Raw genomic sequence first — 14,790 nt, 5'->3', positions numbered from 1 at the left:
GTGTGATCCCTTGTACCCCTACGGAAACGGCAGCCAGCCCATGGCCTCGGTCAATTCCCTCGCTTCCTCGCTCCAGCAGCAGCTGGCGGACGCCCTGACGGCAGCTCTGCCGGATGCCGGCACCGCGGACCCGCTGCTGCGACGAAGCGACCGGGCCGATTTCCAGGCCAACGGCATCCTGGCCCTCGCCAAGAAGCTCAAGGGCAACCCGCGCGAGCTGGCGTCCCAGGTCACTGCCGTGATCCCGGCGGGCGGCCTGATCAAGGAGATCGAGGTCTCCGGCCCCGGCTTCCTGAATGTGACGCTCTCCGACAGGGCGATCATCGAGACCCTCGCCGCGCGTGACGCGGACGACGAGGGCCGGCTCGGTGTGCCGTACAACAGCGCCGCGGGCACCACGGTCATCGACTACGCGCAGCCGAACGTGGCCAAGGAGATGCACGTCGGCCACCTCCGTTCCGCGGTGATCGGTGCCGCGATGGTGCAGATCCTGGAGTTCACGGGCGAGACCGTGGTCCGGCGCCACCACATCGGCGACTGGGGCACCCAGTTCGGCATGCTCATCCAGTACCTGATCGAGCACCCGGGCGAGCTGAACCACGAGGCCGATGGCGGCGCGGCGGACGGCGAGGCCGCCATGTCCTCCCTGAACCGGCTCTACAAGGCCTCGCGGGTGCTCTTCGACGCCGACGAGGAGTTCAAGGCCCGCTCCCGGGACCGGGTCGTGGCGCTCCAGGCCGGTGACGAGGAAACCCTTTCCCTGTGGCAGCGCTTCGTCGACGAGTCGAAGATCTACTTCTACTCGGTCTTCAACAAGCTCGACATGGAGATCCGCGACCCCGACATCGTCGGTGAGTCCGGCTACAACGCCATGCTGGAGGAGACCTGCCGCATCCTGGAGGAGTCGGGCGTCGCCGTCCGCTCCGAGGGTGCGCTGTGCGTGTTCTTCGACGATGTGAAGGGCCCGGACGGCAACCCGGCGCCGCTGATCGTCAAGAAGTCGAACGGCGGCTACGGCTACGCGGCGACCGACCTCTCCGCGATCCGCGACCGGGTCCGGAACCTCAAGGCGAACACCCTGCTGTACGTGGTGGACGCACGGCAGGCCCTGCACTTCAAGATGGTCTTCGAGACGGCCCGCCGGGCCGGCTGGCTGAACGAGGACGTCAAGGCCGTACAGCTCGCCTTCGGCACGGTGCTCGGCAAGGACGGCAAGCCGTTCAAGACCCGTGAGGGCGAGACGGTCCGGCTGCAGGACCTGCTGGACGAGGCGATCGACCGGGCGTCCACCGTCGTGCGCGAGAAGGCGAAGGACCTCACCGACGAGGAGATCACCGAGCGCGCCACGCAGGTCGGTATCGGCGCGGTGAAGTACGCGGACCTGTCGACGTCGGCCGCCCGCGACTACAAGTTCGACCTGGACCAGATGGTGTCGCTGACCGGCGACACGAGCGTGTACATCCAGTACGCGCACGCACGGTCCCGCTCCATCAAGCGCAAGGCGGGCGAGCTGAAGTCCCGGCCGCACCCGGAGCTGGAGCTGGCCCCGGCCGAGCGCGCGCTGGGCCTGCACCTGGACCAGTTCGGCGAGGTCGTGGCCGAGGTCGCCGCCGCGTACGAGCCGCACAAGCTGGCCTCGTACCTCTACCAGCTGTCGTCGCTCTTCACGACGTTCTACGACCAGTGCCCGGTGCTGAAGTCCGACGTCCCGGGCGATGTGGCCGAGAACCGCCTCTTCCTCTCGGACCTCACCGCCCGCACCCTGCACCAGGGCATGGAGCTGCTCGGCATCAGGACCCCCGAGCGCCTCTGACCGGGACGTCAGTCAGCCCGTACGCACCGGCCCGGTGGCCGTGACCACTAGTCCCACTCCTTGGTCACCCACTGGGCCATGTCGTACTGGTACATGTACTTCGGCCGCACCTTGATGCTGCTGGTACGGAACGGCTTCCCGCCGTCGTCGATGCGCAGCGTCCCCTCCCGGCCGCCGCTGCTCCACTCCAGCTCCAGGTACCAGCTGACGTCGTGCCCTTCGACATGGGCGTTGAGGTCGAACACCTCCACATCGGTGGAGGACACCCGGAACGGGAAGTCCTTCGGCGGCACCCGTACGTCCCCCTGTTTACCCGCCACCGGGGTGAGGGTCGGCCGGCCGTCGTCGAGGTCGATGTCGAAGGACTGCGGTGTGATGCCGCTCCCGCAGCCCTCCCCCATCGAGTACGCCGACCACGCCAGCGGCGCCTTCCGGGACAGCGTCCGCACATGCAGTCCGTTCAGCACGACGGCCTGCCCCGACTTCCCCTGCACGGTGACTTCGAGCAGCATGTTGCCGCCGTCCACCCCGCCGAGCGCCCTGGCCCAGCCGCGGGTGTCCTGCGGCGGGGGCGGCGGAGGCACGTCGTTCGGCTTCTGGTCCAGCACGTAGTACTGGCCGCAGGGCTCTTCCCAGTTGTACGAACTGATGGTGGCGCTCAGGGGTACGCCCCCGCTCTGCTGCCCACCCGACCCGGCTCCCGTGCCGTGCCCCCCGGACGTGGCGGAGGCGCCGCCGGACGGCGGGGACGAGACGGTCGCCGAGCCGGACGGTACAGGTTTGCCCGACTTCTTCGGCCCGCTGGGCGAGGCGGTGACGCTCGCGTCGAGGCCGGGCCGGACGCGCGCGGCCCCGTCCGGGTCCTTCGCGTCCACGGCGGGGGCGTTGCTGAGATCGTCCGTGCCCGTACCCGACAGATTGCTGACGACGATCGAGGTCGGCACGGTGAGCGCGACGACGGCGACGGCCGCGAGCAGGACACGCACCCGCGGGGAGGACCAGAACCGCCGGGGCCGGCTCGCCCCGGCCGTCACGACCTCGGGCGCGAGCGCGTCGTCGTCCTTGCCCTCGCCTCCGTCCCGGTCCTCGGCCGAAGCCACGGCCTCAGCCGCGGCTCCCGGCTCACCGGACCCGGAATCAGAAACGGGAGCGGCAACCGGAGCCGGAACCGAATCAGGAGCGGAAGCAGGACGCCGCCTCGCCGCATCGGCCACGATCCACCGCCGGTGCAGCTCCACCAACTCGTCCGGGCTCGCCCCGCAAAGCCGCCCCAGCCGCTCCACCGGCGCGTACTCATTGGGCACGGCGTCACCGTTGCAGTACCGGTGGAGCGTCGATGTGCTGACGTGCAGTCTTCCGGCGAGAACCCCGTAGCTGTGCCCCGAACGATCCTTCAGTTCCTTCAGCAGAGCCGCGAATTCCCCGGCCTCCGGCGTCGCCACTACGGCGTTCCCCCTCCTGGTTCGTCCCGGAACACCGTTCCAGGGACGTGGAATCTGCCCAGGTCACAGTACGCGCAAGCATTCCAGCTTCCCCAATGGGCCGTTCGGCGTTGCGGCCGAAATCCGCCGTCCCGCAGTCTGTGACCACACCGCAGAGACCACCGGGACGACACAGTGCGAACCCGTTTCCGCATCGAGTTGATCGATGCCGTGGCAATCGGCGTAGTGACCGTGTCGACCGCGATCGTCATGGTCCTGATCTGCCATCACTGACTGAACGACCTCACCAACACATACGGGGAGTACCACCACCATGCGCAGCAACCGCATCCGCACCACCGCCCTCGCCGCGACCGCCCTCCTGGCCGCCCTCTCACTCACCGCCTGCAGCGACAACGGCAGCGGTGACAACGGCAAGGCGGGAGCGGCGGCTCCGGCAGGGAGCACCGCCGACCAGCAGTCCCCGGCCGCCACCGCGCCGGACTCGGGCAAGGACGCCAAGGACGCCAAGGGCGCCAAGGAGACCAACAGCGGCACAGCCAATGCCCCCGCCGAGAACGTCTCCGCCGCGTCCAAGGGCTCCACCGGCGGCAGCAAGAGCGAGAAGAGCAGCGGCGGCACCACCGGAAGCGGCAGCAAGTCCCCCGTCACCTGCACCGGCTCGAACACCAAGGTCACCGTCAGCAAGGTGAGCCGCCCCATCAACCACCTGCTGCTCACGGCGACCAACACCGGCTCCGTACCCTGCTACGCGTACCACGCGCCGGCGCTCGGCTTCGACGACGCCCAGGCCGCCTTCCCGGTCCTCCGCGACAGCATCCCGCAGGCCGTGGTCACCCTTGCGCCGGGCCAGTCCGCCTACGCCTCCATCGGGCTGTCCGGTGAGCCCGACGGGCAGGAGCTGCACGAGGGCACCCACCTCACGGTGTACTTCACCGGCAGGAGCAACCAGGGCTCCACGGGCGCCCCTGCCGAACTGACGCTCCCGGCCGGCACCCACTGGGGCGACAACGGCTTCGTCACCTACTGGCAGAGCAACATGGCCGACGCCCTCACCTACTGACCTCTCACGCATCGAAACACCAACTCGCCGTCCCCCGAGGGCAGTAGATCGTAGAATCCTGGATCGAAACCTGAAGGGGGCGACGTGCGTACGAACACGGGTGTCGGACCGACGGCATCGGCCATACGGGCAGCAGCGGCCACCACGGCCGCGGCTGCCGCAACGCTGGTACTGATCACCGGCTGTGGCAAGGTGGCGGACCCTTACGCATCGGACAAGGAGTCCAGCAGCCCCACCGCCTCGCCGACCCCGAGCGTGAACCCCTCGTACGGCACGCTGTACCTCGCCGAGAACGAGTGCGCGGCCCCCGAGCCCGGCCAGAAGGACGTCTACCGCGAGGTCCCGTGCGGCGATCCCAAGGCCGTCGCACGGGTCACCTACCGGATGGAGTCCGGCAAGGCCTGGCCGTTCTCGGCCACCAGCTGCTCGGAGACCACCGACTTCGTGATCGATGTGCCGATCAGCCTCGCCATGCTGGAGGGAACGCGCGCGACCGGCGAAGGCTACGCCTGCATGCGCAACCTGAAGCCTCCACACCCCGGAGACCCGGGCGGGGGTGGCGGCCCCAGGATCGAGGTCGGCGACTGCGTGCACAGCGGCCCGAAGAAGAACGACACCATCGAGGAGGTCGCCTGCCGGACCAAGGGCAAGAAGAACGGCGCGACCCACAAGATCATAAAGATCCTTGAGGACACATTCCTGGGCGGCTTCAGCGACCCGTGCGACTACAAAGCCGACGCCGTCTTCACCGAGAACCCGATGTTCGACTCCGACCTGGCCAAGAACGACCGCGTCCTGTGCGGCAAGAAGCTCTGACTCACGCGACCGGGGAGCAGCACCGCCACCGGCGTTCGGCAGTTCGGTCACGAGGGGGCTCCTTCGGGAGTCGGGGCGACCACGGGGGTCAGCGGCCACCTGGTGCGATGCCAGGCGATGACGTTCTCGGCGGGTGCGCACACGTACGCCCGCTGCGAGGCGTCGGACAGATACGCGCTGTGCGGGGAGAGCTGGATGCGCGGGTGGGCACGCAGCGGGTCGTCCGGTGCCGGAGGCTCGACCGGGAACACGTCCAGGGCCGCGGCCCGGAGCCGCCCGCTACCCTGGCCCAGGGGCGGACACAGGACCGGGTGGCACACGAGGCGGTGCCGACCGCCTCGTAACGCAACGACTGCGGCTACAGCTACGTGTTCCCCTGCCCGCCTCACGGACAGGGGAACACACATCTCGGCCGGAACTTGGCCTGACTAGGCTGCCGGTCATGAATCCGGACACGACCAGCGACATCACCACCGACCCCACCATCCTTGACGCCGCGGAGCTGAACGCCGATCCGGAGCTGAAGGCCCGGTTCGCTGAGTCGGCCCACCGGATCCTGGCGGACCTGGTCGGTGGAGGTGCCGCGCTCGGCTGGCTCGAACCACCCTCGCGGGACGAGGTGGCGGAACTTCTCGGCCACGTCGTCTCCGCGGTGCAATCCGGGGATGCGGCCCTGCGTGCCGCCTACCTCGACCGTCGGCTTGTCGGGTTGGGGTACTGGCTCCGCTACACCCGGCCGACCCATCGGCCGCACGCCGATCTGGAAAAGCTCGCGGTGGACGCCACTGCCCATGGTCACGGCATCGGCCGGGCGCTGACCGCCGCCCTGATCTCCGACGCCCGGGAGGCAGGAATCGAGGTCCTCACCCTGGACGCCCGTGGCGACAACGCCAACGCCCTGCATCTCTACCGGTCGCTGGGCTTCACCGAATACGGCCGCCTCCCCGAGTTCGTGGCCGTCGGCGAACGCCGCTACGACAAGGTCTTCTGCATGCTGGACTTCCGCCGGCAAGGCTGACCACGCCCTACCCGAACTCGCACCACACCACCTTGCCCGGATCCCGCTCCCCCACCCCCCACAGATCCGCCAGCGCCGCCACGATCACCAGCCCGCGCCCCGACTCCCCGTCCGGCTCCCGCACGCCCGGCCGCCCGCCCCCGCTGTCGTGGACCTCGACCCGCAGCAACTTCCCCTCCTCACGCAGCAGCAGCCGCACCAGATACCCCCGCCCCGGCGGCACCCCGTGCACCAGCGCATTGGTGGACAGCTCGCTCACACACAGCAGTACGTCGTCCAGCCGCGCCCCGAACCCCCAGTCGGTGACAGCTCCTCGTACGAACTCTCTCGCTGCAGGCACCGATCGGCGCTCACGCCGGTAGAACCGCTCACGCAGCAGCGAGAGTTGCATCGTCTCGTCCATGGGACGAGAGTCACACTCTGTGACTATGCTGCCGCAGTACGCGCACCCGTACAGATTTCTTGTACGGGTCGTGCGCGCGTGACGTACGCATGCAGGTGGGAGTTCGATCCGTATGCACCCCAGAAAGCGGCAGCGCAAGAACGCGTCGGCAATGAAACTCGTGGGCAAACTGGTCGGCGTGTTCCGCGTCGCGGCGGGCCTGACCCAGGCCCGGCTCGCGGACCGGGTGGGCCACCAGGTGGAGACGATCGCCTCGATCGAGCAGGGCAGACGCGCACTGCTGCCGGAACTGGCCCGTCGATTGGACGAGTTGCTGGAGACCAAGGGGGCGCTGGAGACGGCGGTGGGCAACATGCCGGAGGTGGACCTGATCCCGGCGTGGGTCGAGCAGTACCTGGATCTGGAACGGGAAGCGCTGGCACTGTCCTGGTACGACAACCAGGTGCTCCCCGGACTTCTCCAGACGGAGGCCTACGCCCGAGCCGTCTTCCGTAACCGCGTCCCGGTCTTCGGTGAGGACGAGATCGCCATCCAGACCACGGGCCGCCTTGAGCGTCAGGAAATCCTGCACCGCACCGCGCCCCCGACCATCAGCTTCGTTGTCTGGGAACCGGTCCTGATGCTTCACCTCCTGGACGACGAGGGGCATGCGGAGCAGCTGAGCCACCTTCGGGCGTGTGCCGCGCTCCCCGGCATCTGTCTCCAGGTCCTGCCACTGAACAGCCGTACCCACGCCGGGCTCAACGGCCCCTTCACCCTGCTGGAGACCCCGGACTACCAGCACGTCGCCTACTCCGAAACACAACGTGGCAGCCTGCTCGTCTCCGACCCCGACGAGGTCAGCATCCTCGCCCAGAAATATGCGATGCTGCGAGCCCAGGCCCTCAGCCCCGAAGACACCGTGGGCCTGCTGGATCGTCTGCTGGGAGAGCTATGAACAGCACCGCACTTGAGTGGTTCAAGTCCAGCTACAGCGGCGACGAAGGCGGACAGTGCCTCGAAGTCGCCTACGAATGGCGCAAGTCGAGCTACAGCGGCAGCGAGGGCGGGCAGTGCGTCGAGATCGCCGCACACCCCACCGCCATCCACATCCGCGACTCCAAGAACCCCGACGGCCCCAACCTCACCGTCGCCCCCACCACCTGGACGGCCTTCGCCGGCTTCGCCGCCGACCGGCGACTCGTCTGAGCCCACAGGAGGAATACCACCGCCATGGCTGTCATCCACCGCACCACACTGACGCCCACCAAGCTGGAGCTCCTCGCCACCTGGCTGCCCGCGCAGCCCTGGTACCGCGGCAAGGCGGGGCAGCAGCCGGAGCTGGCCAGGACCGGCGGGTTCCGGCTGGACGACCCGGAGGGCGAAGTGGGCATCGAGTTCATGGCGGCCACCGACACTTCGGGAGACCAACCAGTCACGTACCACGTGCCGTTCAGCTACCGCGGCGCGCCGATCGCGGGTGCCGACCAAGCGCTCATCGGCACGACCGAGCACGGCGTGCTGGGGCGGCGGTGGGTGTACGACGGGACGCGTGACCCGGTCCTCGTCGCCCAGTTGCTCGCGCTGATCGTCGGCGAAGCCGAGCCGCAGATGCAGAGTACGAGCGACACCCCCGACCCCTCCGTCACCGGTTGGTTCGCGGAGACCGGAGTCAGGGCGGCGATCGCCTCCACGACCGTGAGCGACGACCCGAGCGGTACGGACATCCTCGTGGAGACAGCAGCCGACGGACGCCGGCTGACCATCCACATCAACCGTGTTCTCCAGCCCGGTGAGGGCGCCGAGGGGCAGGCAATCGGCCACGTCACCGCAGACGCGCCGCTACCCGACGGCACCACTGCACGCACCGAGTTCGCCGTAGTTCACGCACACCCGTAATCCACCCCAAGTCCGGTGGCGGGCAGGCCGGAAACCGACCGCGCCCCACCCCTGTCAGTGGCCGCGTCTAGAGTCGCGGTCATGGCGACGCTCCCGAATCCGCTCCCGTCCCTGACCACGTCAGGGCTCCAACTCCCGCCCGGCTCACTGGTGGACGCCACGCTCGACGGCACGTGGCACGAACCGCTGCTCTGGTGCGCCGACGAGCCCGCATCCCACGGGACGTGGGCCGGGCTCCGCGATGCGGGACGGCCGGTCGGGCTCATTCCCGTCCTGATCGACGGCGGGAGACGCGACCAGTGGCCCGACACCTGGGACCTCGCCCCGGACAGGACGTCGTACCCGGGTGACCACGACGCCGAGGAGGTGCTCGGCGAGTACTGGGCGGACTGCGCACCCGAAGAACTCGACGCGGCCGACGGCGAGTGGCCGGGCCTGGCGCCCGCCCCGTCCGCCGACGGACGCGACGGCCCGGACAAACTGGCGGCCGAGATCGCGGAGGAGTGCGTCGGCCCGGACGGCTGGTTTCCCGGTACCCGAGCGGCGCTCGTCCCGGCCCGGCGCAGCGCGGACATCCCGGCCGCGATCGGCTGGTCGGGACCGGTCAACTACGAGGACGACGTGGCCCGGCTCTGCGCCGTGCTCCGCTCCTGGGAGGACCGCTTCGGCATACGGGTCGTGGTGCTCGGCTTCGACACCCTGACCGTGTCCGTCGGACGCCCGCCCACCACCCTCGCCGAGGCACGGGCGCTCGCCGCCGAGCACTTCGCGTTCTGCCCGGACAACATCAACCAGAACCCGCCGTACGACCTGGATGTGTACGCCGAGAAGATGGTGCTGAACCAGGAGACCTGGTCGTTCTGGTGGGACTGAGTACGACAACTCATGCGGCGTTCACGGAAGCCGAGTTGACTCGTACGCATGCCCGAAGAAGTCACTGACACCCGCCCGTCGCGCACCTGGATCGCCCCGCTGATCTCCACGGTCGTGACGCTTCCGCTGGCCTTATTCACCCTGGTCTTCGGCGCGCTCTCGTCGATGGCCTGCGACTACTGCGAGGAGGCCGAGGCCCACCGGTTCGGCACCAGCTTCGATTCCGCGTGGACGGTGCTCACCGTCGGCCTGGTGCTGGCGCTGATCACCCTGGTCGCGAGCTGGGCGCTCAGCAGGCGCAGGCCACCGGCAGGCCTCGCCCTCGCCATGCTCGCGCCGAGCGTCGTGTCCTTCGCGTGGTTGGCGTTCATGGTCCTGGTCGACCAGCCCTGAGTCTCCAGAGGCGTGCCGGTGCCCGCTCGGACAGCTGCGGCGTCAGGGGACCTTGAGCAGGTCGCGGAGTTCGCTCACGTAGGCACGGACATCACGTTCGATGGCGGGCTCGGTAACGCCGTCCGGGGTGACGGCTGAGCCATGGGTGACCTGGCGGCAGGGGCGGCAGAGGCCGTCGGGAAGCGCATCGGGGCGGCCGGGGGTGCCGCACCGGGTGCACTCGACCATGACGCGGCGGGCGGGGACGACGGGGGCTTCCGGGGCGACGGGCAGGACGGGTGGGATCTTGTCGTTGAGCCGACGGCGCAGGAAACCGACGGGCGAGTCGACCTGGGCGGGAAGTCCTGCAGTGAGGGCCTGGGTGAGGTAGTCCGTACTCACGCCGCGGGCAAGCCATTCGGTGGCACGTCCCTCCAGTGCCTCGCAGTCGGCGGCGGAGAGGGCCACCCTGCGGTCCATGCGCCCGAGTTGGGCCAGGGCCAGGTATGCGGGCGACGGACATCCCGAGTCCGGCTGCGGGAGTGCGGCAGGCTCGGCGGACGCGGGCCTCGGCCCCGCTTCGGGCTGGGGCATTGCGACCGGCACGGGGGCCGGAAGCGACCCGTCGACAGCGGCCCCAGGCGCCGGAACCAGGGACTCCGTGGGCGCCCTGCGCGGCAGGGATGTGATCGTCGACGGTTCAAGCTCGGGCTCAGCCCCGACCCCGGCCCGGTTGTCCTCGGCGGCGAGGTAGTCGGCCCACCATTCGTTGTCGCGCGCGGTGCGTGACCAGAACGTGCGGAAGACCCACCGAACCTGGTCGCCCTCGCCCACCAGGCGACGCACACGGCGCAGGTGGCCGGCCACCGACAGGGCGGTCAGGGCACTGCTGACGGCTTGCTGGCCGTAGAGCGGCAGTTGCTTGGCCAGGGCCTTCACGTTCATCGCCGCACCGTCGGGCAAATGGTCGACGAACCCGGCAACATACCGCTCCCGCTCGGGCAGCAAAGCGAAGTCGTCGGCACGACGGGGATGTTGGTCCGGCGCGGACCGCTTACCGTAACCGGGCTTGGCCATCGGGTACGAAGCCGAGGATGCGGGCGCGCACAGGGCAGGGCTAAAGTTCTGGGTAGCCACAGGATCGCCTCTTCGATCTTGGGGTGAGACCCCGGCCCGGTGCGCTAACACCGCGTCGGGGTCGTTTCGTTGTCGCACCGTAAGCAGTCACAACGCCACGCTGCAAGTCGGTCACGATTAGTCATACTTGCTGGCCGTGACGGGTCAGGGAGGTCGGGAGGGTTTCCCAACCCCCCTTACCCACCTACCGGTTACAGCAGCCGCTCGAATCCCGGAACCCGACTCCCGGCGCTCGAATCCCGACGCCCGGATCCCGAAGCTCAATGCCCGGCCGCACCCCCGACCCGTACCCCGCACGAGTGAACCAACGGGTCCGAGGCTCGAATCCCGAATCCCGGAACCCGAAGCCCGGGTGACGAGCGACGGGGACGCTCCCGGCACGACGTTCACCGCATACGTAACATGCATGGCGCTGGTCGACCGGCCCCGAGAGGACCCCCGCATGAACCCGCCGCCGAACCGCCTCGACGGCCTCGAACGCCTCATTGAGGAGTTCCGCGCCCTGCCCGCCACCAGTGACCGCAAGCGCGAGATCGTCGCGGAACTGGACGACACCCCCGACGCGCTGCCCTTCCTGATCGCGGTCGTCGCAGACCCGCGGGAGTACGACCTCGCCCGCGTCGAGGCCGCCACGATCCTGCGCCTGTGGCCCCCGTCCGACCCGGCCACCGCCCGCACCGCCGCCCGCGCCCTGCTGGCCGCCCTGAACGACCCCGAGGAGGACCTGGTCCGCCAGTACGCGGCCGAGGCGCTCGGCCCCTACGCCGACGACCCGGCGGTCCATGGGGCCCTGGCCGCCTCCCTGAAACCGGACGAGGACCCCCTCGTACGGCACAACGCCCTGGCCGCCGTCGAGGAGGCGGGCCCGAGCGATGCCCGTACCGACGTACTGCGCGCCCTCACCCAGGACCGCGACCTCGGCCGGGCGGCGGCCCGCATCCTGACAGCGTGGGGCCAAAAGCCCGATGCCTGGGCCATGTCGTCGAACCAGGGTCTCCGCTACTGAATCCGGAAACTGTCCACGATCATGTAGTCGCCCGTCTTCATGACGCCCCTGAGGGTGTGCGCCCCCGGGGCCAGCCCGGTCCTGCTGAAGACGGTCTTCTGATGCACGCGCGTGGCGTTGTAGTTGTCGATCGTGCCGACGGACCGACCGTCGAGGAAGAGCTCGATCTCGCCCTCGTCGGTGTTGACCTGGGTGATGAGATCGATCGCGGTCCCGTTGAAGGCGAGCTCGAAGGAGTCCCCCACAGCCTGGGTGGCGTGCACATCGTCGGCCCAGCCACCCGCGCCGCCCCGGTATCTGTTCTTCCAGTCCCAGCCGGTGCCGCTGTAGACGACGCCGGAGGTGTTGTTGATCTGTTCGCCGCCGACGGGCTTGCGCAGGGTCACGTCGGCGGACGCCTGATTGCGCCAGACCTTCAGCGGGACGTCGGCGCCAGGAGCGGCCTGGTTGTACGCGAGCCAGAAGCTGTTGCGGTCGGTGACCGGCCGGCCGTCGATCTCCCGGATGACGTCATTGGCGCGCAGCCCCTGCCGGTACGCCTCCGAGGTGCTCGGCACGGAGGCCAGATGCAGACCGTCGGTGTCGGTCAGCCCCGTGGCGGACTTGATCGCGTCGGAGTAGATCCGCGTCACCGGCACACCCAGCAGCGGTTCCGGAAGGGCGTCGAGGGTGTCGGTGTCAGGCGTCTCCGTGGGCCAGGTGAGCGGCGGCGGAGTGGGCGCACCGGCCCTGCCGAAGCCGTCCATCGCGATGTTGTGGAAGCCGAGGGCCAGGGCGGGCGAGTCGGACTGGACCGTGTAGTCGAGCTTTGCCGGGTCGGCGAAGGGAGAGGAGCCGGTGAACTTCGGGTCGGCGATCACCGAGCGGGTGTCCAGCCCGTTCGCCCGCCAGGCGTCGTCGAGGCCCTGGACGGCTTTGCCGTTGTTCCAGAACAGGTTGTCGTCGATGACGGGCCTGCTCCTGGCCATGTCGACCTGGATCAGGCTGTAGGGGGTGTCGGTGACGAAGACGTTCTTCTCGACGACATCGCCGCTGTCCGCGAACCAGACGTGGAAGTGCGCGCCGCCGTTGACGAAGACGTTGTTGCGTACGGTTCGGTGGAAGCCTTCACGGAGCTTGACCCCGCCGTTGAGCAGCAGGTTGTCCTCGATGAGGTAGTTCGAGCTGCCGTCGTCGAGGTCGATGTCCCAGTGCGAGGAGTGCCGGATCCGGTTGTGGCGGATGACGGTGGTCTCCATCGCGTCCAGCTTCGCGTACGACTTCTTCGTCGCGTCGTCGGCGGTCAGCGGCCAGAAGCGGTCCCGGCCCCAGGAGTTGAAGGGGCCGTGGTCGGACGTCTCCTTGACGCAGTTGAAGATGTCGTTGTTCTCGATGAGGTGGCCGCCCCAGGTGCCGTCGTTGATGTCGACGCAGGCGCGGGGACCGTCGTGGAGGGTGTTGCCGTCCACGGTGACGCGGCGGCTCATCGATATCTGCACGCCGGAGGTCTGCTTCTCGAACTGTCCGTTGTCGTGCATGTAGTTGTCGCGGATGCTGATGTCGCGAGGGTAGTTCTCGGTCTTCGGGCCGGGCGTGGTATCGCTGATGGTTCTGCGCATGCTGTCCCAGGTGGAGGGCTCACGGACCGCGTCCGGGTTGCCGATGACCGCGACGTCGGAGGCCCCGGAGTGGCTGAACTCATTGCCCGAGACAACGTCGTGGTTGTTGTACCCGTCGACCAGGAGCGCGTTGCCACCGAGTTGGTCGAAGTGTGAGTCGCGTACGGAGACGTTCTCGGTGTTCTTCAGATGGACCGCTGCCGCTCGCGCAAGAGCCCAGTCCCCGAGCTGGAGCTTCTCGTACGGCGTGTTGAAGAGCGTGCGGTGGGTCTGGGTGAAGGTGAAGCCGGAGAAGGTCAGATGGCGAACGGCGTCGCCCGGCCCGTTGCCCGTCACCCGGATCAGTTCGTTCTGTTCGGCCGTCTCGACACGGGCGCGGGTGGGGTCGACGCCCGCCGGGGGATAGAAGTACAGCTTCCCGGCGGGTTTGTCGTAGAACCATTCGCCGGGGGCGTCGAGCTCCTCGAAGACGTTCTCGACCATGCGGTACGTGGCGTGCAGGCCGCTGCCCCGGTTGTTGTCGCCGACCCAGGCCAGCTCAGGCGTGCCGTCCGCCTTCACACCGGTGACCTTGAAGGAGTTCCCGCCCCACATGCCGTCGTGCAGACCGCGCACGAGCGCTGTCGTCGGATTCTTCCAACGGGCCACGCGCTGGGCGGAGATGGCATCCGCCGCGTACCCGCCGAGGATCGTCGTGCTCGGATCGTAGTCGGGGTAGCGGGCGAGCGTCTGCCGCTGTCCGTCGATGAAGAGTCCGTCGAAGTCGAGACCGGCCCCGATGTCGGCAACCTTGATCGTGTCGGAGTAGGACCTCCAACGAGGTGCGAGTGCACGACCGCCGCTGAGCACGACGTGCTCGCCGGGTGCGGCAACGTACCGGACCGGAGCCTTGGCGGTACCGGAGTCGGCGGCGGTGAATTTCAGCGTGGACCGCAGCCGGTACGTACCACCGTGCACCACGACATCGACCGGTCTCCTCTCCCGCACACCTTTGCTCAATGACGTACGGACGGCCTTCTGAGCTCGCTCCAGTGTCCGGAACGGCTTCGCCGCCGAGCCCTTGGCCCGGTCATCGCCGTGGGGCGAGACATGAAAGGTGACCGCCTCATCACTACGGCCTCCGGCGGCGGCCGGCCCGGCGGGCAGTACGGCCAGCCCGGCGCCCAGGGCGGCGGTGGCCACGACGGCTGTCAGCGCCGAGGCCGGGCTTCGGTGGCGAGAGCGGGAACCTGGGACAGTGCGCATGGGCACTCCTCATAGACGGTCACGTCGGGTCGGCTTCCATGAAAGTCAGGCATCCAACGTTTGCGCCCAACTTCTGCGTGTTGTAGAGGGGTTGTCGCGCCGAAAGCTATAAATACATCGGATGAC

Annotated in this window: 15 protein-coding genes; 10 read left to right on the top strand and 5 right to left on the bottom strand. The window is 68.8% G+C overall.

What is annotated here, in order from left to right; translation table 11 throughout:
- The first annotated feature begins 40 nt into the window (after window positions 1-40).
- Window positions 41-1,813, top strand: a complete 1,773-nt coding sequence (gene argS / locus OG609_RS23155) for an arginine--tRNA ligase (protein ID WP_327274568.1) — start codon at window positions 41-43, stop codon at window positions 1,811-1,813.
- 47 nt (window positions 1,814-1,860) lie between these two features.
- Here the strand turns inward: argS and OG609_RS23150 are convergent, their stop codons facing one another.
- Entirely contained in the window at window positions 1,861-3,255 is a 1,395-nt protein-coding gene (locus OG609_RS23150) for a helix-turn-helix domain-containing protein (protein WP_327274567.1), read from the bottom strand.
- 313 nt (window positions 3,256-3,568) lie between these two features.
- On the opposite strand from OG609_RS23150, the gene OG609_RS23145 reads away from it, so the two are divergent.
- Together OG609_RS23145 and OG609_RS23140 are read left to right on the top strand one after the other, a co-directional pair.
- Complete coding sequence (locus tag OG609_RS23145) at window positions 3,569-4,318, top strand: DUF4232 domain-containing protein (RefSeq protein WP_327274566.1); 750 nt, start codon at window positions 3,569-3,571, stop codon at window positions 4,316-4,318.
- An 84-nt stretch (window positions 4,319-4,402) separates the two neighbouring features.
- Window positions 4,403-5,134, top strand: coding sequence for a hypothetical protein (locus OG609_RS23140; protein WP_327274565.1), 732 nt, complete (start codon window positions 4,403-4,405; stop codon window positions 5,132-5,134).
- Window positions 5,135-5,181: 47 nt separating this feature from the next.
- Here the strand turns inward: OG609_RS23140 and OG609_RS23135 are convergent, their stop codons facing one another.
- Window positions 5,182-5,541, bottom strand: a complete 360-nt coding sequence (locus OG609_RS23135) for an NAD(P)-dependent oxidoreductase (protein WP_327274564.1) — start codon at window positions 5,539-5,541, stop codon at window positions 5,182-5,184.
- A gap of 35 nt (window positions 5,542-5,576) precedes the next feature.
- On the opposite strand from OG609_RS23135, the gene OG609_RS23130 reads away from it, so the two are divergent.
- Window positions 5,577-6,152, top strand: coding sequence for a GNAT family N-acetyltransferase (locus tag OG609_RS23130; protein ID WP_327274563.1), 576 nt, complete (start codon window positions 5,577-5,579; stop codon window positions 6,150-6,152).
- Window positions 6,153-6,159: 7 nt separating this feature from the next.
- Here OG609_RS23130 and OG609_RS23125 read toward each other — a convergent pair whose 3' ends face one another.
- Window positions 6,160-6,555, bottom strand: coding sequence for an ATP-binding protein (locus OG609_RS23125; RefSeq protein ID WP_327274562.1), 396 nt, complete (start codon window positions 6,553-6,555; stop codon window positions 6,160-6,162).
- 151 nt (window positions 6,556-6,706) lie between these two features.
- On the opposite strand from OG609_RS23125, the gene OG609_RS23120 reads away from it, so the two are divergent.
- The 5 genes from OG609_RS23120 (at window position 6,707) to OG609_RS23100 (ending at window position 9,699) form a co-directional block, all read left to right on the top strand.
- A complete protein-coding gene (locus OG609_RS23120) occupies window positions 6,707-7,492 on the top strand; it encodes a helix-turn-helix domain-containing protein (RefSeq protein WP_327278146.1) in 786 nt (261 codons plus the stop codon).
- The gene (locus tag OG609_RS23115; protein ID WP_327274561.1) at window positions 7,489-7,743 is read left to right on the top strand and encodes a DUF397 domain-containing protein; all 255 of its coding nucleotides are present in this window, start codon (window positions 7,489-7,491) and stop codon (window positions 7,741-7,743) included. Before OG609_RS23120 ends, OG609_RS23115 begins: the two co-directional genes overlap by 4 nt.
- A gap of 24 nt (window positions 7,744-7,767) precedes the next feature.
- Complete coding sequence (locus OG609_RS23110; protein WP_327274560.1) at window positions 7,768-8,433, top strand: maltokinase N-terminal cap-like domain-containing protein; 666 nt, start codon at window positions 7,768-7,770, stop codon at window positions 8,431-8,433.
- 81 nt (window positions 8,434-8,514) lie between these two features.
- On the top strand, window positions 8,515-9,306 hold the full coding sequence (locus tag OG609_RS23105) for a DUF4253 domain-containing protein (RefSeq protein ID WP_327274559.1): 792 nt from the start codon (window positions 8,515-8,517) through the stop codon (window positions 9,304-9,306).
- 48 nt (window positions 9,307-9,354) lie between these two features.
- On the top strand, window positions 9,355-9,699 hold the full coding sequence (locus tag OG609_RS23100; RefSeq protein WP_327274558.1) for a hypothetical protein: 345 nt from the start codon (window positions 9,355-9,357) through the stop codon (window positions 9,697-9,699).
- A 42-nt stretch (window positions 9,700-9,741) separates the two neighbouring features.
- On the opposite strand, the gene OG609_RS23095 is transcribed toward OG609_RS23100, so the two are convergent.
- Entirely contained in the window at window positions 9,742-10,815 is a 1,074-nt protein-coding gene (locus tag OG609_RS23095; protein ID WP_327274557.1) for a MarR family transcriptional regulator, read from the bottom strand.
- A 442-nt stretch (window positions 10,816-11,257) separates the two neighbouring features.
- On the opposite strand from OG609_RS23095, the gene OG609_RS23090 reads away from it, so the two are divergent.
- On the top strand, window positions 11,258-11,821 hold the full coding sequence (locus OG609_RS23090; RefSeq protein ID WP_327274556.1) for a HEAT repeat domain-containing protein: 564 nt from the start codon (window positions 11,258-11,260) through the stop codon (window positions 11,819-11,821).
- Here OG609_RS23090 and OG609_RS23085 read toward each other — a convergent pair.
- Complete coding sequence (locus OG609_RS23085; RefSeq protein WP_327274555.1) at window positions 11,815-14,664, bottom strand: PDZ domain-containing protein; 2,850 nt, start codon at window positions 14,662-14,664, stop codon at window positions 11,815-11,817. The two genes, OG609_RS23090 and OG609_RS23085, sit on opposite strands and share 7 nt — an antisense overlap.
- Window positions 14,665-14,790 lie beyond the last annotated feature (126 nt).

Origin of the sequence: Streptomyces sp. NBC_01224, from assembly GCF_036002945.1 — a bacterium.
Taxonomy (GTDB): Bacteria; Actinomycetota; Actinomycetes; order Streptomycetales; family Streptomycetaceae; genus Streptomyces.
The sequence above is the reverse complement of the archived record's forward strand: the minus strand, read 5'-3'. Positions and strand labels throughout refer to the sequence as shown.